General features: G+C 63.8%; 29 protein-coding genes. 16 read left to right on the top strand and 13 right to left on the bottom strand.

The window, feature by feature from the left end; genetic code table 11:
* The first annotated feature begins 378 nt into the window (after positions 1 to 378).
* Genes KFO72_RS12495 through KFO72_RS12485 form a run of 3 tightly spaced genes read left to right on the top strand, consistent with a single transcriptional unit; the run spans position 379 to position 2,181 of the window.
* Positions 379 to 948 carry a cytochrome b gene (locus tag KFO72_RS12495; RefSeq protein WP_107202626.1) on the top strand — a complete coding sequence of 190 codons (570 nt, stop codon included), beginning with the start codon at positions 379 to 381 and terminating at the stop codon, positions 946 to 948.
* Between the two features lie 54 nt (positions 949 to 1,002).
* A complete protein-coding gene (locus KFO72_RS12490) occupies positions 1,003 to 1,566 on the top strand; it encodes a YceI family protein (protein ID WP_107202633.1) in 564 nt (187 codons plus the stop codon).
* A 36-nt stretch (positions 1,567 to 1,602) separates the two neighbouring features.
* Entirely contained in the window at positions 1,603 to 2,181 is a 579-nt protein-coding gene (locus KFO72_RS12485) for a YceI family protein (protein WP_035998866.1), read from the top strand.
* 317 nt (positions 2,182 to 2,498) lie between these two features.
* Here KFO72_RS12485 and KFO72_RS12480 read toward each other — a convergent pair whose 3' ends face one another.
* Complete coding sequence (locus KFO72_RS12480; RefSeq protein WP_062917302.1) at positions 2,499 to 2,894, bottom strand: nucleotide pyrophosphohydrolase; 396 nt, start codon at positions 2,892 to 2,894, stop codon at positions 2,499 to 2,501.
* A gap of 32 nt (positions 2,895 to 2,926) precedes the next feature.
* On the bottom strand, positions 2,927 to 5,416 hold the full coding sequence (locus KFO72_RS12475; protein ID WP_225032242.1) for a penicillin acylase family protein: 2,490 nt from the start codon (positions 5,414 to 5,416) through the stop codon (positions 2,927 to 2,929).
* A 138-nt stretch (positions 5,417 to 5,554) separates the two neighbouring features.
* Between KFO72_RS12475 and KFO72_RS12470 the strand changes: the two genes are divergently transcribed.
* From KFO72_RS12470 to KFO72_RS12450, 5 genes are all read left to right on the top strand, one after another.
* Positions 5,555 to 6,145 carry a helix-turn-helix domain-containing protein gene (locus tag KFO72_RS12470; protein WP_225032241.1) on the top strand — a complete coding sequence of 197 codons (591 nt, stop codon included), beginning with the start codon at positions 5,555 to 5,557 and terminating at the stop codon, positions 6,143 to 6,145.
* Positions 6,142 to 6,669, top strand: a complete 528-nt coding sequence (locus KFO72_RS12465; protein WP_225032240.1) for a GNAT family N-acetyltransferase — start codon at positions 6,142 to 6,144, stop codon at positions 6,667 to 6,669. Before KFO72_RS12470 ends, KFO72_RS12465 begins: the two co-directional genes overlap by 4 nt.
* A 136-nt stretch (positions 6,670 to 6,805) precedes the next feature.
* A complete protein-coding gene (locus KFO72_RS12460) occupies positions 6,806 to 7,270 on the top strand; it encodes a hypothetical protein (protein WP_054933240.1) in 465 nt (154 codons plus the stop codon).
* A 211-nt stretch (positions 7,271 to 7,481) separates the two neighbouring features.
* Positions 7,482 to 8,009, top strand: a complete 528-nt coding sequence (locus KFO72_RS12455; protein ID WP_007582862.1) for an ankyrin repeat domain-containing protein — start codon at positions 7,482 to 7,484, stop codon at positions 8,007 to 8,009.
* A complete protein-coding gene (locus tag KFO72_RS12450; protein WP_225032239.1) occupies positions 8,006 to 8,872 on the top strand; it encodes a S66 peptidase family protein in 867 nt (288 codons plus the stop codon). The genes KFO72_RS12455 and KFO72_RS12450 overlap by 4 nt, the downstream gene beginning before the upstream one ends.
* Here KFO72_RS12450 and KFO72_RS12445 read toward each other — a convergent pair.
* Complete coding sequence (locus KFO72_RS12445; RefSeq protein ID WP_225032238.1) at positions 8,869 to 9,399, bottom strand: hypothetical protein; 531 nt, start codon at positions 9,397 to 9,399, stop codon at positions 8,869 to 8,871. The two genes, KFO72_RS12450 and KFO72_RS12445, sit on opposite strands and share 4 nt — an antisense overlap.
* Positions 9,400 to 9,632: 233 nt before the next feature.
* Here KFO72_RS12445 and KFO72_RS12440 point away from each other — a divergent pair, with 233 nt between their 5' ends.
* The 3 genes from KFO72_RS12440 to hpnR all read left to right on the top strand — a co-directional run bounded on the left by KFO72_RS12440 (position 9,633) and on the right by hpnR (position 13,335).
* The gene (locus tag KFO72_RS12440; RefSeq protein ID WP_060604600.1) at positions 9,633 to 10,934 is read left to right on the top strand and encodes a sugar efflux transporter; all 1,302 of its coding nucleotides are present in this window, start codon (positions 9,633 to 9,635) and stop codon (positions 10,932 to 10,934) included.
* A gap of 120 nt (positions 10,935 to 11,054) precedes the next feature.
* A complete protein-coding gene (locus KFO72_RS12435; RefSeq protein WP_225032237.1) occupies positions 11,055 to 11,543 on the top strand; it encodes a cupin domain-containing protein in 489 nt (162 codons plus the stop codon).
* A gap of 250 nt (positions 11,544 to 11,793) precedes the next feature.
* Positions 11,794 to 13,335 (top strand): hopanoid C-3 methylase HpnR, encoded by a 1,542-nt coding sequence (gene hpnR / locus KFO72_RS12430; RefSeq protein WP_054933234.1) that lies wholly within the window; start codon positions 11,794 to 11,796, stop codon positions 13,333 to 13,335.
* A 29-nt stretch (positions 13,336 to 13,364) separates the two neighbouring features.
* Here hpnR and KFO72_RS12425 read toward each other — a convergent pair whose 3' ends face one another.
* On the bottom strand, positions 13,365 to 14,105 hold the full coding sequence (locus tag KFO72_RS12425; protein ID WP_054933233.1) for an SDR family NAD(P)-dependent oxidoreductase: 741 nt from the start codon (positions 14,103 to 14,105) through the stop codon (positions 13,365 to 13,367).
* A gap of 369 nt (positions 14,106 to 14,474) precedes the next feature.
* Between KFO72_RS12425 and KFO72_RS12420 the strand changes: the two genes are divergently transcribed.
* Complete coding sequence (locus KFO72_RS12420; RefSeq protein ID WP_225032236.1) at positions 14,475 to 16,064, top strand: diguanylate cyclase domain-containing protein; 1,590 nt, start codon at positions 14,475 to 14,477, stop codon at positions 16,062 to 16,064.
* A 29-nt stretch (positions 16,065 to 16,093) separates the two neighbouring features.
* On the opposite strand, the gene KFO72_RS12415 is transcribed toward KFO72_RS12420, so the two are convergent.
* Both KFO72_RS12415 and KFO72_RS12410 read right to left on the bottom strand, forming a co-directional pair.
* Positions 16,094 to 16,375, bottom strand: a complete 282-nt coding sequence (locus KFO72_RS12415; protein ID WP_035998814.1) for a DUF6723 family protein — start codon at positions 16,373 to 16,375, stop codon at positions 16,094 to 16,096.
* A complete protein-coding gene (locus tag KFO72_RS12410; protein ID WP_148654602.1) occupies positions 16,338 to 16,583 on the bottom strand; it encodes a hypothetical protein in 246 nt (81 codons plus the stop codon). The genes KFO72_RS12415 and KFO72_RS12410 overlap by 38 nt, the downstream gene beginning before the upstream one ends.
* A gap of 207 nt (positions 16,584 to 16,790) precedes the next feature.
* On the opposite strand from KFO72_RS12410, the gene KFO72_RS12405 reads away from it, so the two are divergent.
* Complete coding sequence (locus KFO72_RS12405; protein ID WP_007582875.1) at positions 16,791 to 16,940, top strand: DUF6496 domain-containing protein; 150 nt, start codon at positions 16,791 to 16,793, stop codon at positions 16,938 to 16,940.
* A 72-nt stretch (positions 16,941 to 17,012) separates the two neighbouring features.
* Here the strand turns inward: KFO72_RS12405 and KFO72_RS12400 are convergent, their stop codons facing one another.
* Entirely contained in the window at positions 17,013 to 17,411 is a 399-nt protein-coding gene (locus KFO72_RS12400; protein ID WP_054933230.1) for a GFA family protein, read from the bottom strand.
* Positions 17,412 to 17,572: 161 nt separating this feature from the next.
* Here KFO72_RS12400 and KFO72_RS12395 point away from each other — a divergent pair, with 161 nt between their 5' ends.
* The gene (locus tag KFO72_RS12395) at positions 17,573 to 19,354 is read left to right on the top strand and encodes an ATP-binding protein (protein ID WP_225032235.1); all 1,782 of its coding nucleotides are present in this window, start codon (positions 17,573 to 17,575) and stop codon (positions 19,352 to 19,354) included.
* A 394-nt stretch (positions 19,355 to 19,748) separates the two neighbouring features.
* A complete protein-coding gene (locus tag KFO72_RS12390; protein ID WP_225032234.1) occupies positions 19,749 to 20,735 on the top strand; it encodes a zinc-dependent alcohol dehydrogenase family protein in 987 nt (328 codons plus the stop codon).
* 15 nt (positions 20,736 to 20,750) lie between these two features.
* Here KFO72_RS12390 and KFO72_RS12385 read toward each other — a convergent pair whose 3' ends face one another.
* From KFO72_RS12385 to KFO72_RS12370, 4 genes are all read right to left on the bottom strand, one after another.
* On the bottom strand, positions 20,751 to 21,620 hold the full coding sequence (locus tag KFO72_RS12385) for a LysR family transcriptional regulator (protein ID WP_054933261.1): 870 nt from the start codon (positions 21,618 to 21,620) through the stop codon (positions 20,751 to 20,753).
* Positions 21,621 to 21,952: 332 nt separating this feature from the next.
* Positions 21,953 to 22,480 carry a hypothetical protein gene (locus KFO72_RS12380; RefSeq protein ID WP_035998800.1) on the bottom strand — a complete coding sequence of 176 codons (528 nt, stop codon included), beginning with the start codon at positions 22,478 to 22,480 and terminating at the stop codon, positions 21,953 to 21,955.
* A gap of 211 nt (positions 22,481 to 22,691) precedes the next feature.
* Positions 22,692 to 23,168, bottom strand: coding sequence for a DUF1348 family protein (locus KFO72_RS12375; RefSeq protein WP_062917312.1), 477 nt, complete (start codon positions 23,166 to 23,168; stop codon positions 22,692 to 22,694).
* Positions 23,169 to 23,190: 22 nt separating this feature from the next.
* Entirely contained in the window at positions 23,191 to 23,823 is a 633-nt protein-coding gene (locus tag KFO72_RS12370; protein ID WP_054933226.1) for a TetR/AcrR family transcriptional regulator, read from the bottom strand.
* Positions 23,824 to 23,940: 117 nt separating this feature from the next.
* Between KFO72_RS12370 and KFO72_RS12365 the strand changes: the two genes are divergently transcribed.
* A complete protein-coding gene (locus KFO72_RS12365; RefSeq protein WP_054933225.1) occupies positions 23,941 to 24,576 on the top strand; it encodes a YceI family protein in 636 nt (211 codons plus the stop codon).
* A gap of 23 nt (positions 24,577 to 24,599) precedes the next feature.
* Here the strand turns inward: KFO72_RS12365 and tdh are convergent, their stop codons facing one another.
* Both tdh and KFO72_RS12355 read right to left on the bottom strand, forming a co-directional pair.
* On the bottom strand, positions 24,600 to 25,628 hold the full coding sequence (gene tdh, locus KFO72_RS12360; RefSeq protein WP_035998789.1) for an L-threonine 3-dehydrogenase: 1,029 nt from the start codon (positions 25,626 to 25,628) through the stop codon (positions 24,600 to 24,602).
* A gap of 18 nt (positions 25,629 to 25,646) precedes the next feature.
* Entirely contained in the window at positions 25,647 to 26,846 is a 1,200-nt protein-coding gene (locus tag KFO72_RS12355) for a glycine C-acetyltransferase (RefSeq protein ID WP_054933224.1), read from the bottom strand.
* Between the last annotated feature and the right edge of the window lie 66 nt (positions 26,847 to 26,912).

Raw genomic sequence — 26,912 nt, 5'->3', positions numbered from 1 at the left:
GCCACACCACTCAAAGACGACTCGGACTTCGACAGGCGCTGTAGAGAGATCATCCACAACTATATCGAGTCTTTCCGTCCACCAGAGCAAGATCGGGCAAACGCCGTCGTCCCGAAGTTAGGCGGCTACAGCGGCGAACCGGAAACCACCTTGCAAGGCTACTTCCGACGTCAGGAGGCAGAACAAGCCTATCGCGCTTCAAGGTGCGACTAATCAGCAGAATTGTTAAACGATTGCTCGCACCACCGCAACGATCTGTTCTCCCGCGCATAGCTATTCATAGGCATATTCGCCCACTACCATTCGCGTTCAATCGGAGGCGGCGTCATTGCGTCGCACTCCGCAGTGAACAGAACACGCGAAGGTACTCGATTGCCTATGACGTCCCACGCTTCTTCTCAAAGCCCAGGCCAGAGTCTGCGCTACAGCCGCACGGCCATTGCGCTGCACTGGCTGATCGCGCTGCTGATGATCTGCGGCTTCTATCTCGGCTGGATCATGACGGACATTCCGGGCTTCACGCCGACCAAGCTCAAATACGTGTCGTGGCACAAGTGGATCGGCGTCACCGTGTTCGCGCTGGCCGCGCTGCGCGTCGTGTGGCGCGCAACGCATGCAGCGCCGCCGATGCCCGCTGCGATGCCCGGCTGGCAAAAGGCCGCCGCGCACGCTACTCACGCGCTGCTCTACGTGCTGATGCTTGCCATTCCCGTTAGCGGCTACTTCTTCAGCTCGGCGGCGGGCGTGCAGGTCGTGTATCTCGGCGTGTTGCCGCTGCCCACTTTCATCGGACCCGATCAGGCGCTGAAGGCGATTCTGCGCACCACGCATATCGCGTTGAACTACACGCTGCTCGTGCTATTTGCCATGCACGTGCTGGCGGCGCTCAAGCATCAGTTCGTCGAACGCGACGGACTGCTTGCCCGCATGATTCCCTTCCTCAAATGAGCGCGCTTTTCATGGCGCTTTCATGTTGACCTTACGCTGGATCATCGAATGAACATGAAGAACAACTCTTATCGCCGCGTGCTGGCGGGCGCCGCCGCCGTTCTGTTCGCCGTCGCGTTGCCAGCCTTCGCGCAAGTCGATGCGGGCAAGAGCACGGTCGTCGCGACCTCGAAGCAGATGAACGTGCCTGTCGACGGCACGTTCAGGAAGTTCAACGCGCAACTGACGTTCGATCCCGCGAAGCCAACGGCAGGCAGCGCGAACCTGTCGATCGACACCGACAGCTACGACCTCGGCGACCCCGAATACAACAAGCAGGTGCGTGGCAAGGAATGGTTCGACAGCGCGACGTTCCCGAAAGCGACTTTCGTTTCGACAGCGATCGCGCCCGCGGGCGGCAATCAGTACAAGGTCACGGGCAAGCTGACCATCAAGGGCAAATCGCAGACTGTCACCGTGCCCGTTTCCATCACGCAGCAAGGCGCGACGCAGACGTTCGACGGCTCGCTGCCCATTAAACGCACGCAGTACGACATCGGCTCGGGCGAATGGAAAGATACGTCGGTGGTCGCCGACGACGTCGTCATCAAGTTTCACATCGTCGCCGCAAAGCATTGAGCGCGCGGGGCACACTCATCAACTCAGGAGAATAACGTGAAGAAACAACTGTTGATCGCAGCGGGCGCGCTGATCGCGGGCATGTCGTTCAATGCAATGGCCGCCGACACGTACCAGCTCGATCCGAACCACACCTACCCGAGCTTCGAAGCCGATCACTTCGGCGGCATCTCGGTATGGCGCGGCAAGTTCAAGAAGTCGAGCGGCACGGTCACGCTCGATCGCGCGGCGAAGACGGGCACGGTCGACGTGACGATCGACACGGCGTCGATCGACACGGGCAACGACAAGCTCGACAAGCATCTGCAAACGCCCGAGTTCTTCGACGCAGCGAAGTACCCGACGGCGACCTACAAGGGCACGCAGATCCGCTTCGACGGCGACACGCCCGTCGAGGTCATCGGCACACTGACGCTGCATGGCGTGACGAAGCCGCTGAACCTGAAGATCGAATCGTTCAAGTGCTTCATCAACCCGATGCTCAAGCGCGAAGTGTGCGGCACGGAATCGACGGCGACGTTCGACCGCGCGGACTTCGGCATCGACTGGGGCAAGTCGTACGGCTTCAACACGAAGACCGTGCTGCATATCCAGGCAGAAGGCGTCAAGCAGTAAGCGCTTCGCGCCGACCGCCACGCGAGCCGCCTTCGGGCGGCTTTTTTCATGCTTCGGCCTTTACTTGGCCTTAATTTCGCCTTTACCTGGCCCAACGCGAACCACTCCCGAAAACACTCACCTATTGCCGGGTCGAGCCTCCATATCGCGACGGCGTTGCGCTGATCGGCGACGAGTCGGCGGCATCCGATCCGTCGTTCGGCTGCGAACTCGCGTTGACGCTGCGCGACGTGCGCGTGCTGCGCGACTGTCTGCTGTCCAACGACGACTGGCGCGCCGCCGCTTCTTCGCGGAAGACGTCGCCACGGTACAAACCGCTAATCGCCGCCGTGCTCCGCGCCGTACTCCGCGTCGTATTCCGAATACTTGCGCGAATCGCCGCGCACCTTGTGCGCCGGATACTTCGCGCGATTCAATTCGATCTTCTCCAGCACCGCCGCATACAGATCGACGTCGAGCCGGTCGGCGAGCATCACGAGATATGTCAGTACGTCGGCCATTTCGTGACGGATTGCGGTGAGCCTGTCGTCGGCGAGTTCGCTTTTCTCGCCCGACTGCAGCCACTGAAACGGCTCCAGCAATTCGCTCGCTTCGACGCTCAATGCCGTCGCGAGATTCTTCGGCGAATGAAAGCGCGACCAGTCACGCTCATCGACGAACTGCCTCAACAGATCGCGCACCGCCAGCAGATCGCTGCTGCGTTCCTTCTCCATACGGACACTCCAGTCAAACCTTCAATACAGAATCATTGCCCCGTCCGGCCAAGTATCAACCGGTGCACGGGCGCGCCCGGCAGGAACGACGTCTTCTCGCCGCGCACCCACGCTTCGTGACCGGCGAGAAAGTATGGCGACAGCGGATGCCCCGACTGTCCGCCCGGCATCTCGAAGATGCCGCTCTGCTCGCGTCCCGGCGACACGATCATCCGCTCCGATGCGCCGAAAGCGGGCCCCTGCACGCGCGGCATGTTGATATCGCCGGGCAACGCATCGTGCGGCGCGCCGAGCCAGCCGCGCACCCACGGCAGCCACGCCGGCACGATACGCGCAAACGGATGCTCGATCGCCGCGCGATTGCGCTCGCCCCAGCGCGCCTGTTCGATCGGCGTATCGGCCGGTAGCTGCGCAATCGTGCGATCGATGCGGTCGAGCATGAACGCGCGCCAGTCCCTGAAGCCGTCCGGCATCCACGCATGATGCCCGGCGAGCGTCTCCATGACGGCTTCGTAGCGCGAGTTGGCAACCCGCAGACCAAGCGGCGGATTGCCATTCCCGCCGCCTGGCATCGCGCCCGCAAGTTCGGCGTCGAGCCTGCCGAACCACGCGTCGTACAGTGCGAAGAAGAAACCGCGCGTGAGCCGATAGCCGACGGCGTCGACATCCGCGCGTCCATTCCATGCGACCAGTTGCTGGCGGAACGCCGCGCGCTGCGGATGACCTTCCAGCGCGCCGGCATCGAGCGCTTCGAGCGCCACGCGCCGCCAGACCTCGATCCATTGAGCGCGGTCGTCGGTCTGGATGGACAGCATGGCGTGCTCGTCGGGGCTCGGCGCGGCGAGCAGGTCGTCACGGATCTGCGACGCGCGCGCGCCGAGGTCGGCGCCCGAGTCGCCGATCAGCACGGCGTCGCGCGACATCACCACGCGATTGTTCGCCGTCCACAAACGGCCGAGCGGCGGATCGACGCGTTTGGGGTACGACGCGGGCGGCAGATAGCGCTGCCAGCCTTTGTATGTCGCCGAGTCGTACGGCGTGTCGCTGTCCGGGCCGTGTTGCAGGTCGGCGGGATCGCGCTGCGGCAGCGGCCCCGCCAGCGTCCAGCCGATCTTGCCGCGCGAGTCCGCGACCATGATGTTCTGGGTGGGCAGGCCGCTGGTTTGCGCGACGCGCAGCGCTTCGTCGATCGTCTTCGCGTCTTCGAGCTTTTGCAGATTGAGGTTCACGGCCTCGCGATCATGCGCGACCCAGCGCAATGCATACGCGCGCGCGCCGACCGTCAGTTCCGGACCCCAGCGCGTTTCTGCCACCGGCAAGTCGACGCTCGCGCCGCCCTTCACGTCGATACGCTCGTGATAGACACTCGCGCGCGCCCAGACGCCTTCGGGCGTGCGGTACTGCAGGCGGTCGGCAGGATTGCGTTGCAATTCGATCAGATCGATATAGCGGCCGTAGCTGTTCGTGAAGCCCCACGCGATCTTGCCGTTGCTGCCCGCAATCACGAGCGGCGCGCCGGGCAGGCTCACGCCTGTCAGCGCGTGCATCGGCAGTCCGTCGCCGGCAGGCCACATCAGCGACACGCGATACCAGATGTTCGGCAGCGACAGCCCCAGGTGCATGTCGCTCGCGAGGATTGCGCCGCCATGCGCGCTGTGTGCGCCGTCCACGACCCAGCCGTTGCTGCCCACCGCGGACTCGCTCACGTCCTGCGTCTGCTCGCTCGCGACGCTCACCGGCTTCGGCGCCGAGAGCCAGTCGGGGCGCGTGGAAGGCATACGCGCGGGTTCGATGGGCGGCGTCGATGCGCTGTCGAAAGGCGCATCCCAGTGGCTCGCGGCGGGCAGCAAAAACGCGTACAGGTCGGCGCTCACGCGGTCGCGCAACACGGCGCGCGCCAGAATGCGGCGCGTTTCGGACGACTGCAGATCGAAGTACATCGCGTAGACGACCAGCAGCGAATCTTCGGCACGCCACGGCTCGGGCTGCGTACGCAGCATCCAGTATTCGAACGGCCGCGACGACAACGCCGCCAGCCCCGCATTGACGCCCGCCGTGTAGCGCTCGAGCAGTTGCCGCTGACTGGCGGGCATGCCTTCGACGATCGCATGCGCGCGGGCGCGAAATCGGTGCAGCCGGTTGCGCCTGTCGAGTTCGAGCGCGTTCGGGCCGACCAGCGCCGACATTTCGCCCGCCGCGACGCGCCGGAGCAGGTCCATCTGCAGGAAGCGGTCCTGGGCGTGCAGGAAACCCGTTGCGTACGCGACATCGGCGCGCGTCGCGCCGTGAACGGTCGGCACGCCGAGCGCGTCGCGCTCGATCGTCACCGCCGACGACAGCGATGGCGCGCGCTGCGTGCCGTCGAGCTGCGCAAGACTGCCGCGCAGCAGCAGCCAGCCGCCGAGCAGCGCCGCACCCAGCAACGCGACGACGAGGCCCGCCAGCACGAGCGCGGCGAGGCCGACGGTTTTACCGATCGATCTGCTTGACGACTGGCTTGCGACGGCGGGACGACGGCTCATCGTTCGGGTTCGTAGTAGTTCAGGGAGTCGGGGGCGTCCGGGCATTGTGCACGAAGCAGTTTGCACGCTCCCATTCGACAGTAACGAAAGCGCCCATCATCCAACATACTGGAATTTTGATCCAGTATTCTAGATGTCATGGACATCCATGCACTGATTGCGCGCCGCGTGCGCGAACTGCGCGACAGCCACGGGCTGTCGCTCGAAGCACTGGCCGAACGCAGCGGCGTGAGCCGCTCGACTATCTCGCTGATCGAGCGCGGGCAAAGCAGCCCGACGGCAGCCGTGCTCGACAAGCTCGCCACGGCGCTCGGCGTCGTGCTCGCGTCGCTGTTCGAAGCGCCCGCGACGCCCGCCGGGTCGCCATCGCCGCTCGCGCGCGCCGCAGAGCAGGCCGTCTGGACCGATCCGGCGTCCGGCTATGTGCGGCGCAGCCTCTCTCCGGCGTTGCCCTCGCCGATCCAGTTAGTGGAGGTTCACTTCCCCGCCGGCCAGCGCGTGGCCTACGAGACGGGTGCGCGCGAGGCAGAAGTCCATCAGCAGATCTGGCTGATCGAAGGCGCGATGGAAATCAGCGCCGGCGACGCGCACTGGCGGCTCGAAGCGGGCGACTGCGTGGCGATGCGCCTCGATTGCCCGACCGTGTTTCACAACCCGACGCGCAAACCGGCGCGTTATCTGGTGGCGCTGTCGACGCTGCCATTTTCATCCGTGAGGAGAAACGCATGACGGAAACGATCAGCGTGCGGCGCGTCGGCGCGCACGAAGCCGCGCAGTGCATCGACGGCCTTGCCGATGTACTGATCGATTGCGTGGCGGGCGGCGCTTCCGTCAGCTTCATGTGGCCGCTCTCGCGCGACAAGGCAGTCGCGTTCTGGCAAATGGTGGCGGCCGGGGTCGAACGCGGCGAGCGCGCGCTGTTGATCGCCGAAGACACGGACGGGCGCATCGCCGGCACGGTGCAGCTGGTGCTGGCGCAGCCCGACAATCAGCCGCATCGCGCGGATGTCGCGAAGATGCTTGTGCATCGCCGCGCGCGTCGGCAAGGCGTCGCGCACCGGCTGATGGCCGCCGCCGATGCCGTGGCCCGCGACGAACGCAAGTCCGTGCTCGTCCTCGACACCGTGACGGGCGGCGAGGCCGAGCGCGTGTACGAGCGTGCGGGCTGGCAGCGCGTCGGTGAAGTGCCGAACTACGCGTTGATGCCTGATGGATCGTTTTGCGGCACGACCTTCTACTTCAAGCATCTCTAAAGCCGCCGCTCACCCGTCCTGCAAAATAGGGAAATATGAGATTCGACAAACGTTTGCGGTTTAGGGAAATCAGCCCTTAATCTTTTCCGCGTTGCGCCGTTATCGCTAGAGCATTCCCAATTTTTTCTCAGGCGATATGGCCAAGACCATTCCGTTTCCCGGCAGCAATCAGGCAGCGCGCGCGCGGCAGGCAAAAGCCATGCTTCTGCCGATCCCGCGCAGCATGGCCGTCGAGCTGATCCTGCCCGTGCACATTGCCCTCGACGCGCTGCGTCGCGGCGCAGGCAGCATGAGCGCCGCGCAGACGCTCACGCAGACGATGCTGCTGACCGGCTTTCTGTGCGACCTCGGCTACGGTGAGATGACCTACGATCAGCTGCGCACCGCCGATCAGGCGCTCGCCGTCACGTTCGAGCGCGGCCGGTCGAGCGACGAGTGGTGTATCGACGAAGCGCATGTCGAACTGCTCTCGCACATCGTCAGCACTTACGACGCGCAATTGCAGCGTGCGCCGCTCAGCGCGCTGACGGATGCGAGCGCCCGGCTCGACCGCATCATGGCAAACGGCGACGCGGAACCGACCATCCGCAAGCAGGCGTAAGCGCTGCGGGACACGGCTCCCGAAAATCCTCACCGTTACCGAAGCCTCCCGGCAAACGCTTCTGCCTGTCCACGTCGCGTATCCCGCGCATCCTTTACGGGGCAACGCAGGACCCGGCCAGGGGCAACATCAAACAGGCATTGCCTGTATCCTCTGCTGTACCCGACGCGCCGCGCAATCGGCGACGTTCGTTCGACAGTGGAGAAGCTTCATGACAGACGACAAGCGCAGCCCAGACGACATCGATCCTGATCTGCTCGAAGTAGCGCGCGAAATATTCGACGCAGCCCGGCGCGGCGAAGCGAACATGCTGGCCGCCGTCATCGAGAAAGGCGCGCCGCCCAATCTGCGCAACGAGAAAGGCGACAGCCTCGTGATGCTCGCCGCCTATCACGGCCATGCGGACGCGGTGCGCGTGCTGCTCGAACGCGGCGCGGACCCGAACCTGCGCAACGACAACGGACAGACGCCCCTCGCGGGCGCGGCCTTCAAGGGCTTCAAGGATGTCGTGCAGACGCTGCTGGCGCATGGCGCGGATGTCGAAGGCGCATCGCCCGACGGACGCACGGCGTTGATGATCGCCGCCATGTTCAATCGCACGGAAATGGTCGAGCTGCTGCTCGCGCATGGCGCGAACCCCGACGCACGCGATGCGAACGGCGTGTCGGCCGCCGACGCGGCAAGCCGCATGGGCGCGCCGGAAACGGCCGCGCTGCTCGCGAAAAAGGCGGGCGCATGAAGCTGGAAGGCAAGACAGTCGCCGTCGTCGCGCCGGCGGGCGTGCCCGACATGCAGCACGTCGAGCAAAGCATCGCCTTGCTCGAAAGCTGGGGCCTGCGCGTGCAGGTCGGCGCGCATGTGCGCGACCGCTATCGCTATCACGCGGGCAAGCATGAAGATCGTGCGGCCGATCTGCATCGCGCGTTGACCGATCCTTCCGTCGATATCGTCTGGGTGGCGCGCGGCGGCTACGGCAGCATTTATACGCTGCATGCGCTGCCCGATGCCGTGCCGTGCGCGAAAACACTCGTGGGCTTTTCCGACGCGACCGCGCTATTCGGTGCGCTGCATGGCATGCCGAACGTGCGCGTGATTCACGGCCCGACCTTGAACGGCCTCGCAACCAAACTCGACGACGCTTCGCGCGCCAGCATGCTCGCCGAGCTGCACGAAGAGCGCGCCGCGCCCGCGCCGTTGCAGCTTCTGTCTGGTTCGGATGGACGTCGTGTCGAAGGACATCTTGCGGGCGGCAACATTACCGTGCTCGCCAGTCTTGCGGGCACGCAATGGCAGGCGCGCTGCGACGGCGCGATCGTGCTGCTCGAAGATGTGACCGAGCTTGCCTATCGGATCGACCGCAGCGTCATGCAGTTGCGCGAAGCAGGCGTGTTCGACGGCGCGCGTGCATTCGTGCTCGGCGATTTCATTCGTTGTCCGCTGCCTGAAAACGCTGACTTCACGCTACACGACATGATGGTCGATCTGTTGAAGCCGTACGGCGTGCCGATATACGCCGGCTTTCCGATCGGCCACGGGGTGCGCAATCACGCGTGGACCTATGGCGCGCCGGCAGCGCTCGAAGGCGATCAGCTGGTGCGTTAGCGCGTCAGTTGCGTAACGACGCGCTGAACGGTTTCGATGTCCGGCGCGTCTTGTTTCAGCGCGTCGCGCGCGCACCACGGGTATGGCAAGCGGCTCGCCCAACGCAAGATGCTTTCGGCAAATTCTGCGGCGAGTGTCACCATGTCTTCGATCGTGATGTGCAGCCGCGTCACTCGCGATGATTGTCCATCGCTCGTCCACTCATAGCGTCCGTAGCCGACACGCGCCGCGCCTGTCGCCTTTTCCGTCATGCAGACCAGCCAGTCGCACGAGAACTCGCTTTGGTGAGCGGCGGGCACCGCGCCGACGCAAAACGTGTACACGTTCTCGTACTTCAACGCGAACTCGCTCACCAGCACGGATGCAATCGCATCACGCCCGTGAGTTTCTTGCGGAAACGCGATGGCGGCCGTTTTCACGGTCATCGCCAAAGACGCATCGCGCGCGAAGGCATCCGTCAACAGATGCGGACGGTTGCCGTCCTTCGCCAATATGTAGGATTCGATTGAGCCTTTGAGTTCGGTCATCTGTCAAAGCATGTCAACGTAATGAGTCAATCAGTCTAAGCGCTGCACGTCGGCGCATTTCGCTTGCCCTTGATGCCGGGCGGGCTTCTGCCGTTTTCACACATGCGGCGCGCATTCTTTGCACAACATGACGAAACTGCGTTGCGCGCGACGCGCTTTGCGTTCGACAATGCCTCTTCCGTGCGCGATTCCCCGCTTGCGCCCGCATCCCACAGTTCGAACACGCGCCCTCGATGAACTCCCGCTTCGCCAGTCTCACGCGCATTCATTCTTTCATGCCGCTTGCCGGCGCGACGCTGATGCTGGGCATCGCGATGTCGTTCACCGCACCGTATCTGTCGTTGTTCGGCGTCGAGCAGACGGGCATGACGCCGCTGCAGCTCGGTCTGTTCATGACGCTGATCGCCGCGAGCGGCGTCGTCGCAAGCGCGTGGGCGGGCAAATGGTCCGACCGGCACGGGCATCATCGCGCGTTGTTGCTGGCCGCGTTGATCGCGGCCTCGCTCGGCTTTCTGCTGCTTTGTTTCGTGCGCAACTATCTGACGCTGCTCGTGATCGGCGTGGCGTTTCTCGGCGCGGGCGGCTCGGCGATGTCGCTGGTGTTCTCGTTCGGTCGCGCGGCGCTGCCCGTGCACGACGAAGCAGAGCGCTCGTTCGCGCTGGCGACGCTGCGCACGGTGCTGTCGATGGCGTGGGTGTTCGGGCCGTCCGTCGGTGCGCTGGTGCTGGCGGGCGCGGGCTTTTACGGGCTCTTCCTGTTCGCGGCAGCGTGCTTCGCGGCGTGCGGCGCGATCGTGTGGCGCATGCGCGAATCGCCCGCTGGCGATCCGCACAGCACGCCCGTGCACTATGCGGGCGACCCGGCTTCGTCGCTCGAAGTGACGACCGTCACCGAGCCCGCCGAGCCGCCGCCGCCCTCGCCGCCTCATGCACCCGGCACGCAGCGGCAGATCTGGCGTTCCGTCGTCGCGCTGACGCTGATCGGCCTCGCCGCGAACGCGACGATGATCGTGCTGCCGCTTTACGTCGTGCATGGCCTCAAGGGCACGCGGCTCGATGTGTCGATCATGCTCGGGCTCGGCGCATTCCTCGAAATTCCGATGATGCTCGCGCTCGGCGCGCGCGGCTCGACGCTCAACAAGCTGAAATGGCTCGCGGCGTGCGCGGCCGTGCATGTGGTGTATTTCATCGCAGTCGCGGCGGCGGGCACGGTCAACGTGCTGATCCCCATGCAGGCCTTCAATGCATTCGTCGTCGCTGTCACGTCGTGTCTCGGCATGACGTATATGCAGGACCTGATGCCGCGTTCGCCCGGCGCCGCGACGGCGCTGTTCTTCAACGCTTCGCGGGTCGGGTCGATACTGTCGGGTGTATTGTCGGGTGTGCTGGTTGCGGGTCTTGGCTATCGTGGGACGTTTCTGGTCTGCGGATGCCTCGCGCTCGGCGCGCTGATTCTGTTTGCCGATCCGCCGTGGAAGCGCATGGCGCTGCGGGCGCGGGATGCGTGGGAAGACTGGCGGCATCCTGCTCAGTGAGTCCCGTCGCGGTGCGATAGCTCGCCATCCTGGCCGGCACGCACAATCCCGCGCGGCCAAGGCGTCTTGTTCTTCCCGGAAGCCGCTATTATCGACATCCAATCCAAAGGAGAGCGACTGATGAACCGACCGGATTTCATCAAGCACTGGACTGAACTCGAAGAACCGGATGCGCATTCCTATCGCGGCGATACCGAGCCAATGGCGCTCGACGCGCCGCTTTCCGCCGCGCTCGGCATTACGCGTATCGGCATTCATCACATCAGGCTTCAGCCTGGCCGGAGGACATCGTATCCACACGCCGAAAGTACCGAACAGGAGTTCGTGTACGTGCTCGAAGGCAAGCCCGACGTATGGATCGACGGCACGCTTCATCCCATTGCTGAAGGCGATTCCGTCGCGTTTCCGGCAGGCACCGGCATCTGCCATACCTTCATCAACAATACGAAGGAGGACGTCAGGCTGATGGTGATAGGCGAACGTCCGCGCGACGATAACCGTATTCGTTATCCGCTCAACGAAGCGTATGAGCTTACCCGCCCGGATCGCTGGGTGGACTGGCCAACCCGCCCGCTCGGCGACCACGACGGGAAGCCGGACCCGGTTTGACGCCAAGGGCTGCCAGACGGGCGCCCTCCACACGCAAGCCGCCCCGGCTCCCGAAAACCCTCACCTCCAACTGCCCGCGCCCGCCACCGAGCACACCCGCGCGATGACAAGTAGAATCAGGTAGAGCCCACTGCGGTGAGGTCCGGCAGGACGCACAGGCTCAGCAGTCGACCCGTACCAGGGATACCAGCACGAAAGCCCGGCACGCAGCGTCCCAGCACGCGCGCCCTTTCCGCCGCAAGGAGATCTCATGAAGGTGCTCGCTGTTCACCCCAGTGGCCTGATGTACACCCGCGTGTATCTGCGCCTCGAGCCGCTCGGGCTCGAAACGGTCGCCGCCGTCATACGCGAAGCCGGCCACGATGTCCGCCTGATCGACCTGCAAGTCGAATCCCACCGCGCACTGCACAATCTCGTGCGCACGTGGCGGCCTGACGCAGTCTGTTTCTCCGCAAACTATCTCGCCAATATCCCCGAAATCATCGATCTGTCGAAGGCGATCAAGGCGCATTTGCCGGGCTGCTTCGTGTTTGTCGGTGGACATAGTGCATCGTTCACCGCGCGCGACATGTTGAAACACGCGGAAGGTGCGATCGATTGCGTGCTCAAGGGCGAAGGCGAAGCGAAGGTCGTCGAGCTGCTCACTGCCGTTGCGCGCAAGGGCGAGCTGTTGCGCATTCCGGGCGTCGTCACGCACGACGGCGAAGGCCCGCCGCCCGGCTTCACCGAAAGCCTCGACCAGATTCGTCCCGCGCGCGATCTGTTGCGGCACCGGCGCAAGTACTTCATCGGCGTGCTCGATCCGTGCGCGTCGATCGAGTTTGCGCGCGGCTGTCCGTGGGACTGCACGTTCTGCAGCGCGTGGACGTTCTACGGACGCAGCTATCGATCGCGCAGCCCCGAAGTGATTGCCGATGAACTGGCGTCGATTCGCGAGCCGGGCGTGTTCATCGTCGACGACGTCGCCTTCGTGCATGCCGATCACGGCATGGCGATCGGACGTGAAGTGGAGCGGCGCGGCATCCGCAAGAAGTATTACCTCGAGACGCGCGGCGACGTGCTGTTGCGCAACAAGGAAGTGTTCGAATATTGGCGCACGCTCGGCCTGCAATACATGTTCATCGGACTCGAAGCCGTCGACGCCGAAGGACTGAAGGCGTTTCGCAAACGCATCGACGTCGACAAGAACTTCGAGGCGCTCGCGTTCGCGCGCTCGCTCGGCATCACGGTCGCGATTAATCTGATCGCCGATCCCGACTGGGATCACGAGCGCTTCGAAACAATCCGGCAATGGTGTCTGGAGATTCCCGAGATCGTGAACATCAGCGTGACCACGCCGTATCCGGGCACGGAAATCTGGTTGCGCGAACAACGGCGGCTGACGAGCCTCGACTATCGGCTCTACGACATCCAGCATGCCGTGCTGCCGACGAAGCTGCCGTTAGCCGAGTTCTACGCGGAACTGGTACGCACGCAACAGGTGCTCAACCGCAAGCATCTCGGCTGGGGCGCGTTATATCGCGCGGCGGGCGAAGCGGCTTCGCTGCTGATGCGCGGACAGACCAACTTCGTGCGCATGCTGTGGCGCTTCAACTCCGTGTTCGATCCCAATCTGCAGTTGAGCGATCACGCGCGCGAAGTGCGCTACGAGATGACGCCGCCGCCCGCGCAACCGCCCGAGGAGAGCAACGTCAAGGTGCTGTACGTGCACGGCCCGGCGGGACGCAAAGGCCGCAAGATCGACGACGCGACCGAAAAATTCGTCGATCAGACCCGCATGGGTACGGGCTGATCGCAATCGGGCGCGCCTGGCCCGCCCGCTCAGAACGGCTCTTTAAAAGGACGCAGATCGATTTCGTGCGTCCATGCGGACGGATGTTGGAGATGTAGCTGCCAGTACGCTTCGGCAATGGCGTCGACATTCAGCAGTCCGTTTTCGCCGCGCTCGGCGGCCGCCTGCGGACGCGAGACATGCAGGCGCTCGCCGTCGATGCCGCCGTCGATCACCACATGCGCGACATGCAGCCCGAGTGGCCCGAACTCGCGCGCCATGCTTTGCGCGACCATCCTCAGCCCGGCTTTTGCCGCGGCAAAATGCGCGAAGCCAGGCTTGCCGCGCAGGCTCGCCGATGCGCCCGTGAAAATCACCGTGCCACGGCCGAGCGGCGCGAGCCGCCGCGCCGCTTCGCGTCCCACCAGAAAGCCGCCCACCGGCCCGGAGCGCAAGAAGTCCTGCATCTGCGCTTCTGTCAGGTCGCGAAACGGAACGCGCCGGTTGTTGCCGACGTTATAGACGACGAGCGAAGGCACATCGATATTGTCGGGCGGCGACATCGCGTGATCGTAGAGACGCATGATGTCAGCTTCCGATGTGCCGTCCATCGCGAACGATTCGGCCGATCCGCCTTGGCCCGCGATGCCGTTCGTCACGGCGTCGAGTTTGACCTGCGTGCGGCCCGCGACATACACGTGATACCCGTTTGCGGCGATCTTCCTGCACAGCGCTGCACCCAGTCCGAGTTCCGCGCCGACGCCGATCACCAGTGCGCTGTTTCGCTTCATCGTGTGCCTCCGTTGTCCTCTCGCGCATGCGGCGCGGGAATGGTCGCGTGATTATAGGCAGCGGATGCGCACGGCTGCCCGTGAACTGCACGCTCGTGTGTCCGCGAATGTGACAAAAATCATTGAGCGCCGCCTGATTCTTCGTCAATCTGCTATTCGCTCGATGCCGTTACGCGTCTATTCACGGGGAATGAAAGGGTCCGCTCGCAAAGACCCTCGTACGCGGCACGATCGCGACGCGAACAGGCATGCGTCTCGCGGCCTTGGACCACGGGCACTGACAATCCGGCCGTTTCGACTGTACCGACGCAGAACGTGAGTGGACTGCGCCCCGTCGTGCACCGTATTGCCCTCGCACTTAGACATTGCATGAAGACCATTACGCGTCTCTACCGCCACCAGATTGCCGGCATACTGTTCGCCGGCGTCGCCGTGCTGATTGCGCTCGCAAGTTCCGGCCTGGCGGGGCTCGCCAGGCTCGACGCGTACACGCGCACGCTGTATCAGGGAAACATGCTTCCCATCGCGCAATTGAACGAACTTCGCACAGCCGCGCTCGATGCGCGCCGCGAATTCTGGAAGGCGAGCCAGTTTCTCGATCCTGTGAGAACAGCCGCGTCGATCAGAGTGATTGAAGCAGACGAGGTGCTCACCGAGAAGGCATGGAACGCGTATTACCCGCACGGCATCAGCAACCCGCGCGAAGCATTGCTCGCCGACAGGATCGCGAACGGGTTACCGACGTTCCGTGCGGTGCTCCGAAAAGCAGTCATGTTGCTCGAACGGGGCGATCGAGCGGCGGCGGCAAAGTGGTTCGACGACAACCTCGAGTTCCTCAACGGCTTCGATTCGCTGATCGGCCAGTGCATCGACGTCAACTCGTGGCAGGCGGCGGAGCTTGCCGGCAAGAGCGAATCCGTCTTTCGCACGATGTTCTGGGCGACGTTCGCATGTATCGTGATTTGCGTGGCGGGCGCGGTCAGCGTGTCGATCTGGCTCCTGCGGCAGCGCGATGACGCGTTGAGCGAATCGCGCTATCACTCGTGGCTGGCCAATCGCGTGTTCGAGCTGACGCGCGACGGCGTGATGATCACTGACTCGCGCGGCAATATCGAGCGGGTCAATCCCGCCTTCACGCGGGTCACCGGCTACGCGCAACAGGAAGTGCTGGGGCGCAATCCAAGACTGCTGAGCTCCGGCCGTCAACCGCCCGAGTTCTATCGCGCGTTCTGGCGAAGCCTGAAGGAAACGGGCCACTGGCATGGCGAAGTCTGGAACCGCAAGAAGAGCGGCGATATCTATCTGGAGTCGCTGTCCGTTGCAGGCGTGCAAGGGCGCGATGGCAGCTACACGCACTACGTGGCGATTCTCAGCGACATTACGCAACGCCATCAGCACGAGCAGCGTCTGCGCAACCTCGCCACGCACGACGTGCTGACAGGACTGCCCAACCGCGTGCTTCTCGACGAGCGTCTGAAGCACGCCATCTCCCGCACCAAACGCCATGGCACGCACATCGCCGTCATGTTCATCGATCTCGATGGCTTCAAGCAGGTCAACGACACGCGTGGGCATGCCGTCGGCGACGATGTGTTGAAAGCCGTCGCGGAGCGGCTCGTGCACAGCGTCCGCGAGAGCGATACGGTCGCGCGTCTTGGCGGCGACGAGTTCGTGGTCATTCTGGAAGAGGTCGGGGGCATGCGGCAGATCGAACCCGTCGCGCGGGCGGTGCTCACTGCAGTCGGCCAACCTATCGTGCTTCGCAGCGACGCCGTGAGCGTCACGCCAAGCATCGGCATCAGCCTGTACCCCAACGACGCTGCCAACGCGGAACAACTGCTTTTGCGGGCGGACCGCGCCATGTATGTCGCGAAGAACATGGGCAAGAACAATCTCTGCTTTTTCTCGACCCTCGACGCCGCCAGCCATCCACAGCCGGCGATGACTGCCACGGTCTAGTGCCGCTCAGTGCCGACGGTGCCGTGACCTCACGGCTCAGGATTGTCGAGATCCGACTGCACGACGGTTTCGCCGTGACGTTGCGCGGCTTCGCGCGCCTGGTCGCCGTCGGCGAACGGTCCGATGTCGGGTGCGCCCGTGAACGGAAACAGCAAACGGCCATCCGTCTTGCGCACGACCTTCAACTGCCCCATATACGAACCTTCCGTCGTGCGGCGATAGGTGGCGTAGATCTGGTAATCGTCCGTCGACTCGGGTCTCGAGGCCACCGCATTACGCGCTTTCGGGAAAATCATCCGTGGCCTTGTCATCTTGCAACTCCCGTACTGTGGATGCCGGACTCGGCGCTGTTGCCGGCATACCGGTTGAAATGACGCACTCCTTTGCGCTGTGAATGCACAGGAATGCGGACGATTCATGCGGATCGCGACGCCAGATGGCACGCGCGCGGATATCCATGCAGTTGCGCGTGGCCGCCGGTGCGGCAAAAATTGCCGCTCTCGCGATGTCTGTGCTCAACGTCCTTGCATTCCCTTTCAGCAAGCGACGTACCGCTTTTGGGCCAACGCTTCACGAGCGCGCCGTGGGCGCATCTTCCAGCGTGTGCAACAGGTGCGCCGCTCGCCGGGAACGGCGCATGCTTTGATACACGAGCCGCGGCGAAGCGCTGCGGCGCGCTCGCGGCGCAACGTCATGCGTCTTTGCAATCGGAAAAGGGAGAGCGACATGCCACTGAAGCGAGGCACATCGAAGGAAACCATCGGGCACAACGTCAAGGCCGAAAAGAAGGCGGGCAAATCGCAAAAGCAATCTGTCGCTATCGCGCTGAATCAGGCGCGCAAGTCAGGCGCAAAGATTCCGAAGAAGCACAGCTAGACATCCGAGGCGACACTGCGCGGTGGGATCGATCCGACCGCGCAGCGCCTGTCCGTCGTTCCTCCGCACCCGCTAATGGGCGCGTTCCTCATCGTATTCCGGACGCACGCCGCGTGGCAGCCACGGTTCCTTGTGCTTGCACCAGAGTTCATAGGCGGGCTCGAACAGTCCCGTCTCGTCGAAAGCGCCAAGCGGCAAGGCGATTTCAGCGCGATCGGCGTACACCATGAACGCCACCGATCCGCACAGCGGACAGAAATGACGCCGCCCCTGTTCCGAGCTTCGCCATTCGCGCGTATTGCCCGTGAACGTGACAGCGCTGCCGTCGAATATCGCATACGAGCCGAATGCCGATCCGTGCACCTGCCGACATGTCATGCAATGACACATGCCGACGCGCATCGGCGAGCCGCTCGCGCGAAAACGCACTGCACCACATGCGCAACCGCCTTCAAACGTTTTTTGGTTCATCGCTCACCTCCTTGAAGACCGATCTTCATTGATACGCAGGGAACATACCAACAACGAGGGACGCGAAAATCCCGGACGCAACGCCTATAATTCGTCGATATCGACCTCGCGGCTTGCCAACGCCATAGCACGCTGCGGAGACTCATTCCCCATCGAGCATCATGAGCGACGGTATCGAAAGTGCCCGCCGGGCGGGCGTACTGCGCACGGACGATCTGAAGGACCGGCCGGCGCGCGCACCCGATCACGCCGCCGAAGTCCGCACGCTCGTCACCGTCGCAGGCGCGCAAACGGGACGCCGCGACACCTTGCTGCAAGCCATCGCCGGTGCGGCGCTCGGCGCGTGCCGCGCAGGCAGCGCGGGCATCAGCCTGCTCGAAACGACGAGCGAAGGCGCAGCCGTCTTCCGCTGGCGTGCGGTCGCGGGCGCGTGTGCCGCGTTTGAAGGCAAAACGACGGCGTGGGCCGAATGTCCGTGCGGGATGACGCTCGAACTCGGCGCGCCGCAGCTGTTCGTCGAGCCGCACACCTACTTCAAGAGCCTGCGCGATGCGGGCGCGGTCATCACGGAAGGCATCATCACGCCCATTCCGATTCGTTGCCCCAAATCGAAACCGCTCGGCGCGATCTGGGTCGCGTCGCACGGTGCACATCGTTTTGATCGCGAAGATGTGCGCCTGCTCGGCAACCTTGCCGTGCTCGCCGGCGCGGCGCTCACGCTGCTCGATGCGCAACAGGCCGCCGAAGCGGAAACCGAGGCGGCACAACAGGCGCGGCGCGCGCTCGAAGACGCCGCGCACCGGCGCGACGAATTCATCGCGATGCTTGGCCATGAATTGCGCAATCCGATGGCGCCCATCGACAGTTCCATTACCGCGCTCAAACTGCTGTGCGCAGGCGAGGAGCAGGCCACCGATGTCCTCGCCATCGCGCAGCGGCAGATGCGCCAGCTGCGCACGCTCGTCGACGATCTGCTCGATGCCGCGCGCCTGCGGCACGGCAAGCTTGCGATCAAGTACAGCCGCACGTCGCTGAACGAAATCGTGTACGACGCGATCACGGCGCTCAAGCATCATATCGATGCACGCAAGCATCGCCTCGTGATCGAAGGGCTGGACCAGACCGTTCACGTACGTGCCGATCACGTGCGCCTCAGCCAGGTGGTCGGCAACCTGTTGTCGAACGCGGCCAAATACACGCCTGCGGGCGGCACGCTGCAACTGCGCGTGCAGACCGACACGGAAAGCGCAGCCGATGATGCCGGCGCAGGCGGCATGGTGTCGATCGTCATCGAGGACAACGGCGTCGGCATGAGTCCCGAAGCGCTCGAGCACGTGTTCGAACTGTTCGCGCAGTCGCCCTCGAGCGCGCGCCGCTCGGAAGGCGGACTCGGCATCGGGCTCGCGGTCGCGAAGCGTCTCATCGAACTGCATGACGGCACCATTACGCTCGACAGCCTGGGCGTCGGGCGCGGCACGCGCGTCGTGCTGCGCCTGCCGATACTCGACCTTGAGCCGCGCGCCGCGCATGACGCCACGGCGGCGGCAGCGAGCGCCGCGCCGAGCCGCATCCTGCTCGTCGACGACAACGCCGACGCGCTCGACGCGCTGCATCTGGTGCTAGAGCTGGAAGGTCATGACGTGATCGTCGCGCGCAGCGGCCGCGATGCGCTGAAGGTCGCGGCACAGACCTTGCCCGAAGTGGGCATCATCGATATCGGCATGCCGGAGATGGACGGCTTCGAAGTGGCGCGCGCCATCCGCTCGAACAAGGCGCTGGCGCATATGTTCCTGATCGCGCTGACGGGCTACTCCTCCGAGTCCGACAAGTCGCGTGCGCTCGCGGCAGGCTTCGACTATCACCTGACCAAGCCTGTTTCGATGGAGCGGCTCGCCGACGTGCTGTCGCATCGCGACGGCCGGAACATCAGCGGTCTTGTCTGAAGCTAGTCCCGCTTGCACGAAAGGTGAGCTGGGATGCGCACGACGACGTCACTTTGCGCGGGTCCCGCAAAACCTCACCATTGATCGATCCGCACTCATCGCCAGCTCTTTGACGATGCCCGCAAAGCCTTATCCATCAAGGGTTTGTATTTTGCAGCGCGGCGCGTTTCCAAGGCTTTTCGCTCGCTCCCGCAAGTTCTCACCTTTGCGCCGCGCGTCGCGCTTGCCGCTGTCTTCTGTTCGCAGACCCAGGTAACGAACTGCGCTCCGCGCTGGCATGTCCATGGCCATGCATTTCTGTTTGGTCGTCGTGCTAAATCGTTGATTTACCAGGGTTCTGGGGTCGCCGATCATGTCTTCCGTCAACTGCGTTCATCTTCTGCCGGAGCCCGACATGTCCATGCAAGCCCTCGTTCTCAGCCAGTACAAAGGTCCCCTCGTGCCCACGACGATGCCCATTCCCGAACCGGCGCGCGGCGAGGTGCTCGTGCGGATCAGCGCGAGCGGCCTCAATCCGCTCGACACGAAGATTCGCGCGGGCAGCGCCGCGCATGCGCGTCATCCGTTGCCGCTGGTGCTCGGCATCGATCTCGCGGGCGTGGTCGTCGCGCTCGGCGCGGACGTGACGCGCTTGAAGATCGGTGACGAGGTCTATGGGATGACGGGCGGTGTCGGCGGCATTCAGGGTTCGCTCGCGCAATATGCAGCCGTCGACGCGCAACTGCTCGCCCGCAAGCCGTCCAATCTGTCGATGCGCGAAGCTGCCGCGTTGCCGCTCGCGTTTATCACGTCGTACGCAGGCATCGTCGACCGCGCCCACTTGCAGGCCGGTCAAACCGTGCTCGTGCAAGGCGGTGCGGGCGGTGTCGGGCACGTCTCGGTGCAGTTGGCGCGCGCGCTCGGCGCGCAGGTCTTCGCGACGGCGAGCGCGCGCGATCACGATGTCGTCGCGCGGTTCGGCGCGGCACCGATCGACTATGCGGCGCGCACGGTCGAACAGTATGTTGGCGAACTGACCGCCGGCGAAGGCTTCGATCTCGTCGTCGATACCGTCGGCGGCGCAACGCTCGATGCATCGTTCGCGGCCGTCAGGCATTTCGGGCACGTCGTGAGCGCGCTCGGCTGGGGCACGCATGCGCTCGCGCCGCTGTCGTTCCGCGAGGCCACGTATTCAGGTGTGTTCACGCTGCATCCGTTGCTCACCGGTCAGCATCGCGCGCATCACGGCGAGATGCTGGCCGAGGCGACGCGCCTTGTCGAACAGGGCAAGCTCGCGCCGCATCTCGATCCGCGCCGCTTCGATCTCGGATCGGCGGAACGTGCCTACGACGCGATCACGGAGCGCACCGCGCGCGGCAAGATCGTGGTTGAAACCGAATGAGGTTGGCGGGTCGGCTCACACGTTCGCGAGCCGCTCGATCACGACATCGAGCAAGGCGCGCAGACGTGCGAGACGTTTCAGGTCGCGATGGTAGCCAAGCCAAACATCGCGGCCGGGCGGCGCTTCGCCGAGATCGATGCGCCGCAGGCCCGGCGTGTTGTCGCCGAGCGGACAGGGCAGCACCGCAAAACCGCCGCCTTCGGCGCACATGCGCGCCTGCACGCCGCGGTTGTTGCTGGCGTACGCGATATGCGCGTTCGGCAGCATCTGCCGGATCCACGCGACGTCGGGCAACTCGCCGAACGCGGTATCCATGGTGATGAGCGACTGGCCTGCGCCATCACCGCGCGCGGGCGCGACCAGATCGATGCGCCCATAGAGCGCGTAATCCATATGCATCAGCTTGCGCTGGATGACGTCGGGTTCGTCGAACGGCGTGATGCGGAACACCAGATCGGCTTCACGGCGCGCGAGGTTGTAGCGGCGCGAATCGGTGATCAGTTCGATCGACATCTGCGGATGGCGCGCAAGGAATCCGGCGAACACCGGCGTCAGCACATGGATGCCGTACCAGTCCGACGACGACACGCGCAGCGCGCCCGTTAGTTGCTGCTCGTTGCCCGCAAGCGAACGCATGAACGCGTGCGCTTCTTCTTCCATGCGCTCGGCGTAGGTCAGCACGGCGTGGCCTTCGTCGGTGAGCACGAAGCCTTCAGCCGTGCGCTGAAACAGCGTGTGGCCGACGGCTTCCTCGAGCGCCCGCAGACGCCGGCCCATGGTCGGCTGGGTCTGTCCGAGCTGGCGCGCGGCCGCGCCCAGCGTGCCGCAGCGCGCGACGGCAAGGAAGATTCGCACGTCGCTCCAGTCCAGTTTCGAATCGTTCATAGACGTCGTCAGCCGCATGCGAGGAGTCGCGTTGCCTGCGATTATGAACGGCGTCGGCGGGCTTGCGGTGATCGTCGTGCTCGCGGGATTTGCACAGTTGCTCGCGAAGGTGAGAGGTTTCGGGAGCACATCGGACGGGTATCCGGCATCCCGCAAAACCTCACCTTTGATCGGCGCATGCTGGTTGCGAGACTGTCGGCTTGAATGCCGCGGGTGCTTTTCCAGCCTATATCGCGGGATTTTGGTGCGTCAGGTGATGCAATTGTCGTGTCGTCCGTTCACCGAACGTGTGCTCCCGAAAAGCCTCACCCATCGCGACGAGTGAACCGATCCTAGAACTTCACCTTCACCTGAAACCCGATCGTGAAAGGCAGGTTGTCGGAAGGGATAGGCGGGACCACGATGAAGTTTGCCCCAACGCGCTTGTACTCGACCATCACGATAGGCGCGGCAACCGGCCCGACCGTGTGATTGTGGCCAAGGCCCCAGTTGCCGTAGTTGTAGCCGGAGATGATGCCGCCCATCACGGCCAGGCGAATGAAGCCCCAGTGCACGAATTCGGGTGCCCACACACCGCCGCCGTACCACGATGGACGACGCAACGAATTGCGGAAGCCGCCCGCCGTCAGCGCCCATTGCCCGTTGAGCCAGCACTCGACGCCAAGGCCAGGATTGAACTGCTCGAAGTCGGTGCCCGGGTCCGGGTCGATGTGATATGAGCCGAGCATCGCATCGACCCACACGCCGCCGCTGCACCAGTCGGCCGCCTGCGCGCCCGACGCGCCCATCAAACCGACGCCTGCTAACGCTGCCGCCACGCATGCTCGACGAATCTTGTTCTTGATCTTTCCAAACGGCATGTGCTCTCCGCAACCGGTCGCGCGCCGGCGTCTGAATGTCGCGATTAGTGTCGAACTCCTCTCCAGTCGCGCACTCTACCCCACAAATCTTGCAGCGAGATGGAGTGTGCGCTCGGAACGACACTACGCGCAGACGCCGACGATAGCGAATCAACGGTTACGGTTCGGTGAACGCGCCGATGCGCGCGTTCACCGTCGATATGACGGCGGATTACAGTCCCAGATCGGACAGCCCCGGATGATCGTCCGGACGACGACCCAGCGGCCAGCGATACAGCCGCTCTTCCTCGCGGATCGGCTTGTCGTTGATGCTCGCGTGGCGATACGCCATCAGTCCGTTCTCGTCGAACTCCCAGTTCTCGTTGCCGTACGAACGGAACCAGTTACCCGAATCGTCGTGCCATTCGTAAGCGAAGCGCACGGCGATGCGGTTGTCGGTGAAGGCCCACAGTTCCTTGATCAAGCGGTAGTCGAGTTCGCGCGCCCACTTGCGCTGCAAGAACGCGACGATTTCCGGACGCCCCGTGGGGAAATCGGCACGATTGCGCCATTTGCTATCCGGTGTGTAAGCAAGCGATACGCGCTCGGGCTCGCGCGTATTCCATGCATCTTCAGCGGCGCGCACTTTCTGGATGGCCGTCTCGCGCGTGAACGGCGGGACGGGAGGACGTCTTTCGATATCGGCCATGATGATTCCTCGTTGAACTGCGTCAGGTGGACGCTCGCCCATTGGACGAGCGGGTGCTTGCACTGTTGGAATCGAGCAGATGCCCGGCTGCGGCGCGCGCGTCGAGCGCGGCATCGGCGTCGCCGCTCACGAGCGCGACGCCGATCGCTCCGTCGATCAGGATCAGCCACTGCCGCGACAGCCGCGCTGCGCGCCGGCTATCGCCGCCCGTCGATGCGATGTACTCGTCGCATTGCGTGCGCACGAAGTCGAGCAGGCGCTCCTTGTGTTCGCGCGCGACCACGCGAATGGGATCGTCAGGCGAAGCGATCTCGCCAGCGGCGTTGAGAAACGCGCAGCCATGAAAATCTTCCGATACGAACCATTCGCGCAATACGTCGAACATTGCGAGCATGCGCGCGCGCGGATGCCTGCCACGGCGCAGCGTTCCTTCTATGAACCAGTTCATCCAGCGTTCGTCGCGCCGCTCGAGCGCGGCCGCCACCAACGCATCTTTCGATTCGAAATGCGTGTAGAAACTTTTGCGCGCCGTGCCCGATAGCCGGACGATCGCATCGACGCCCGTTGCGTGAATGCCGCCCGCGTAAATCAGCGCTTCGGCGGCGTCGAGCAGACGCTCACGCGCGCTGCCAGTCGTGTCGTCGAGAGTAGCCATGCGCGAAGGGTAGAACGATCATTCTCCTTCGTCAAGTATTCGCCCGCTTCGCATTTGCAGTCGCTTCGGCGCTTCAGGCATTATCGTGTTGGAGAATCGTTCAAAAGGATGAGTGTCATGAGCATCGTTTTTCGCCGTGCCGTGTCTGCGATCGCGATTGCGGCGGCGCTGGGCGCATGTACGCCGTTGCAGGTCGTCACGCATACGGTCACGCAAACGGAAGCGCGCGTGCCTGTGGGCGAGTACAAGCTCGATCCGCATCACACGAGCGTCACGTTCAACGTCGATCACTTCAAGTACACGCGCTTCACGATGCGCTTCGACCGCGTGGCGGGCGAGCTCGACTGGAAGGAAGGCGGGCTCGACAAGAGCCAGGTCGCGGTGACGATCGACGCGGCGAGCATCGACACGAACGTTCCGTTGCTGGACAAGATGGTGAAGGGGACGGATATGCTCGACGCGGAGCGCAATCCGCAGATCCGCTTCGTCAGCACACGTTTCGAGCGCACGGGCGACGCGCGCGGCAAGCTGACGGGCGACCTGACGATACGCGGCGTGACGCAGCCCGTTACGCTCGATGTGACGTTCAATGGCTACGGCGTCGACCCGCTGACGAAAGCCGATACGCTCGGCTTTTCAGCGGAAGGCCAGTTCAGCCGTTCGAAGTTTGGTCTGACGACGTGGTATCCCGCAGTGGGCGACGATATTCACGTCATCATTCAGACAGAGGCTGCGCGGCCGCGCGCGAGTTGATTCTGTCGGTACGCGGCGCTGTCTCAGACGGTCCAGTCGAGGATGACCTTGCCGCTTTCGCCCGACAGCATCGTAGCGAACGCCTGTTCGTAATCGTCGACGGCGAAGCGGTGGGTGAGAATCGGCGAAAGATCCAGCCCGCTTTGCAGCATCGCGACCATCTTGTACCAGGTCTCGAACATCTCGCGGCCATAAATGCCCTTGATTTCGAGGCCCTTGAAGATGACCTGGGTCCAGTCGATCGCCGTTTGCGCAGGCGGAATGCCGAGCAACGCGATCTTGCCGCCGTGGTTCATCGCTTCGAGCATCGACGTGAATGCGCTCGGCACGCCCGACATTTCGAGGCCAACGTCGAAGCCTTCCGTCATGTGCAGATCGCTCATCACGTCGCGCAGCGATTCGCGCGACACATTCACGGCGCGTGTCGCACCCATCTTGCGCGCGAGTTCCAGCCGGTAATCGTTGACGTCGGTGATCACGACGTTGCGGGCGCCCACGTGCTTTGCGATCGCGACGGCCATGATGCCGATCGGTCCCGCGCCCGTGATCAGCACGTCTTCGCCAACCAGATTGAACGACAGCGCCGTGTGCGTCGCGTTGCCGAACGGATCGAAGATCGCGGCGAGATCGTCGGAGATTTCGGGCGGAATCTTGAATGCGTTGAAGGCGGGAATCACGAGATATTCTGCAAACGCGCCTTCGCGATTCACACCGACGCCAACGGTATTGCGGCACAAATGCCGACGTCCCGCGCGACAGTTGCGACAGAATCCGCAGGTAATATGCCCTTCGCCCGACACGCGGTCGCCGATCGAAAAGCCGCGCACTTCCTGGCCCATTTCGACGATTTCGCCGACATATTCATGACCGACGTGCATCGGCACGGGAATGGTTTTCTGCGCCCAGTCGTCCCACTTCCAGATATGGATGTCGGTGCCGCAAATAGCCGTGCGCGTGATGCGGATCATCACGTCGTTGTGGCCCACTTCGGGTTTCTTCACACGGGTCAACGTGAGGCCCGGTGCGCGTTCGAGTTTTGCCAGTGCTTTCATTGCTGGTGATGCCCCGTATCAGATCACGCCAAGCGAACGGCCGACGCGCGCGAATGCGTCGACGGCCCGATCGATTTGTTCCGCCGTGTGCGCGGCGCTCATCTGCGTGCGAATGCGCGCGCGGCCTTTGGGCACGACAGGATATGAAAAGCCGATCACGTACACGCCTTCCTTGAGCAAGGCGTCGGCCATGTTCGATGCAAGTTGCGCGTCGCCGAGCATCACGGGAATGATGGGATGTTCGCCCGGCACGAGCGTGAAACCGTGCGCGCTCATCGCCTGACGGAAACGCGCGCCGTTTGCGCGCACGCGTTCGCGCAACTGCTTGCCTTCGTCGCTGGCGAGCAGTTCGAGCACCTTGAGCGATGCGGCGGCGATGCTCGGCGTCAGCGTGTTCGAAAACAGATAGGGACGCGAGCGCTGCCGCAATAGATCAACGATCTCCTGGCGCGCCGCGACATAGCCGCCGGATGCGCCGCCGAGCGCCTTGCCCAGCGTACCCGTGATGATGTCGACGCGTTCGAGCACGCCGCAATGCTCGGGCGTGCCGCGTCCGTGTTCGCCGATAAAGCCGACGGCGTGCGAGTCGTCGACCATCACGAGCGCACCATAGCGGTCCGCGAGATCGCAGATGCCCGCGAGATCGGCAATGATGCCGTCCATCGAAAACACGCCGTCCGTCGCGATCAGCTTGAAGCGCGCACCTGCTGCATCCGCTTCGCGCAGCTTCGCTTCGAGATCGGCGAGGTCGTTGTTCCTGTAGCGGTAACGCTTCGCTTTCGACAGCCGAACGCCGTCGATGATGCTCGCGTGATTCAGTTCGTCGCTGATGATGGCGTCGTTATCGTCGAGTAGCGTTTCGAACAGGCCGCCGTTTGCATCGAAGCAGCTCGAATAGAGAATGCAGTCGTCCGTCTTGAGGAACGCTGACAGCGCGCGTTCGAGTTCCTTGTGCACGGTCTGCGTCCCGCAGATGAAACGCACCGACGCCATGCCGAAGCCGTCCTGGTCGAGCCCGTCTTTCGCCGCGGCGATCAGGCGCGCGTCGTTGGCGAGGCCAAGATAGTTGTTCGCGCAGAAGTTCAACACCTCGGCGCCGCTTTCGAGGCGGATATCAGACGATTGCTGACTGGCGATCACGCGCTCGGTCTTGTGGAAACCATCGGCGCGAATCTGGTCGAGCGTGCTGCGCAGATGCGCGAGGAAGGGGTCACGCATGGAACGGCTCCTTGAATGGCCGGCTTTGCAGCGCACCATGCGGCGCGGCGGCCTGTTATAGTCGGC

Origin of the sequence: Paraburkholderia sp. XV, assembly GCF_020177535.1 — a bacterium.
Lineage (GTDB): Bacteria > Pseudomonadota > Gammaproteobacteria > Burkholderiales > Burkholderiaceae > Paraburkholderia > Paraburkholderia caribensis.
This window is presented reverse-complemented; position numbering and strand designations above follow the sequence as displayed.

Coding starts and splice junctions, on each gene's coding strand:
- KFO72_RS12355 (WP_054933224.1), bottom strand. CDS start 26,846: ATGCGTGACCCCTTCCTCGCGCATCTGCGCAGCACGCTCGACCAGATT.
- KFO72_RS12465 (WP_225032240.1), top strand. CDS start 6,142: ATGACGGAAACGATCAGCGTGCGGCGCGTCGGCGCGCACGAAGCCGCG.
- KFO72_RS12455 (WP_007582862.1), top strand. CDS start 7,482: ATGACAGACGACAAGCGCAGCCCAGACGACATCGATCCTGATCTGCTC.
- KFO72_RS12460 (WP_054933240.1), top strand. CDS start 6,806: ATGGCCAAGACCATTCCGTTTCCCGGCAGCAATCAGGCAGCGCGCGCG.
- KFO72_RS12370 (WP_054933226.1), bottom strand. CDS start 23,823: ATGGCTACTCTCGACGACACGACTGGCAGCGCGCGTGAGCGTCTGCTC.
- KFO72_RS12375 (WP_062917312.1), bottom strand. CDS start 23,168: ATGGCCGATATCGAAAGACGTCCTCCCGTCCCGCCGTTCACGCGCGAG.
- KFO72_RS12495 (WP_107202626.1), top strand. CDS start 379: ATGACGTCCCACGCTTCTTCTCAAAGCCCAGGCCAGAGTCTGCGCTAC.
- KFO72_RS12425 (WP_054933233.1), bottom strand. CDS start 14,105: ATGAAGCGAAACAGCGCACTGGTGATCGGCGTCGGCGCGGAACTCGGA.
- hpnR (WP_054933234.1), top strand. CDS start 11,794: ATGAAGGTGCTCGCTGTTCACCCCAGTGGCCTGATGTACACCCGCGTG.
- KFO72_RS12400 (WP_054933230.1), bottom strand. CDS start 17,411: ATGAACCAAAAAACGTTTGAAGGCGGTTGCGCATGTGGTGCAGTGCGT.
- KFO72_RS12380 (WP_035998800.1), bottom strand. CDS start 22,480: ATGCCGTTTGGAAAGATCAAGAACAAGATTCGTCGAGCATGCGTGGCG.
- KFO72_RS12415 (WP_035998814.1), bottom strand. CDS start 16,375: ATGACAAGGCCACGGATGATTTTCCCGAAAGCGCGTAATGCGGTGGCC.
- KFO72_RS12390 (WP_225032234.1), top strand. CDS start 19,749: ATGTCCATGCAAGCCCTCGTTCTCAGCCAGTACAAAGGTCCCCTCGTG.
- KFO72_RS12445 (WP_225032238.1), bottom strand. CDS start 9,399: ATGACCGAACTCAAAGGCTCAATCGAATCCTACATATTGGCGAAGGAC.
- KFO72_RS12480 (WP_062917302.1), bottom strand. CDS start 2,894: ATGGAGAAGGAACGCAGCAGCGATCTGCTGGCGGTGCGCGATCTGTTG.
- KFO72_RS12420 (WP_225032236.1), top strand. CDS start 14,475: ATGAAGACCATTACGCGTCTCTACCGCCACCAGATTGCCGGCATACTG.
- KFO72_RS12385 (WP_054933261.1), bottom strand. CDS start 21,620: ATGAACGATTCGAAACTGGACTGGAGCGACGTGCGAATCTTCCTTGCC.
- KFO72_RS12450 (WP_225032239.1), top strand. CDS start 8,006: ATGAAGCTGGAAGGCAAGACAGTCGCCGTCGTCGCGCCGGCGGGCGTG.
- KFO72_RS12475 (WP_225032242.1), bottom strand. CDS start 5,416: ATGAGCCGTCGTCCCGCCGTCGCAAGCCAGTCGTCAAGCAGATCGATC.
- KFO72_RS12470 (WP_225032241.1), top strand. CDS start 5,555: ATGGACATCCATGCACTGATTGCGCGCCGCGTGCGCGAACTGCGCGAC.
- KFO72_RS12405 (WP_007582875.1), top strand. CDS start 16,791: ATGCCACTGAAGCGAGGCACATCGAAGGAAACCATCGGGCACAACGTC.
- KFO72_RS12365 (WP_054933225.1), top strand. CDS start 23,941: ATGAGCATCGTTTTTCGCCGTGCCGTGTCTGCGATCGCGATTGCGGCG.
- KFO72_RS12435 (WP_225032237.1), top strand. CDS start 11,055: ATGAACCGACCGGATTTCATCAAGCACTGGACTGAACTCGAAGAACCG.
- tdh (WP_035998789.1), bottom strand. CDS start 25,628: ATGAAAGCACTGGCAAAACTCGAACGCGCACCGGGCCTCACGTTGACC.
- KFO72_RS12490 (WP_107202633.1), top strand. CDS start 1,003: ATGAAGAACAACTCTTATCGCCGCGTGCTGGCGGGCGCCGCCGCCGTT.
- KFO72_RS12395 (WP_225032235.1), top strand. CDS start 17,573: ATGAGCGACGGTATCGAAAGTGCCCGCCGGGCGGGCGTACTGCGCACG.
- KFO72_RS12440 (WP_060604600.1), top strand. CDS start 9,633: ATGAACTCCCGCTTCGCCAGTCTCACGCGCATTCATTCTTTCATGCCG.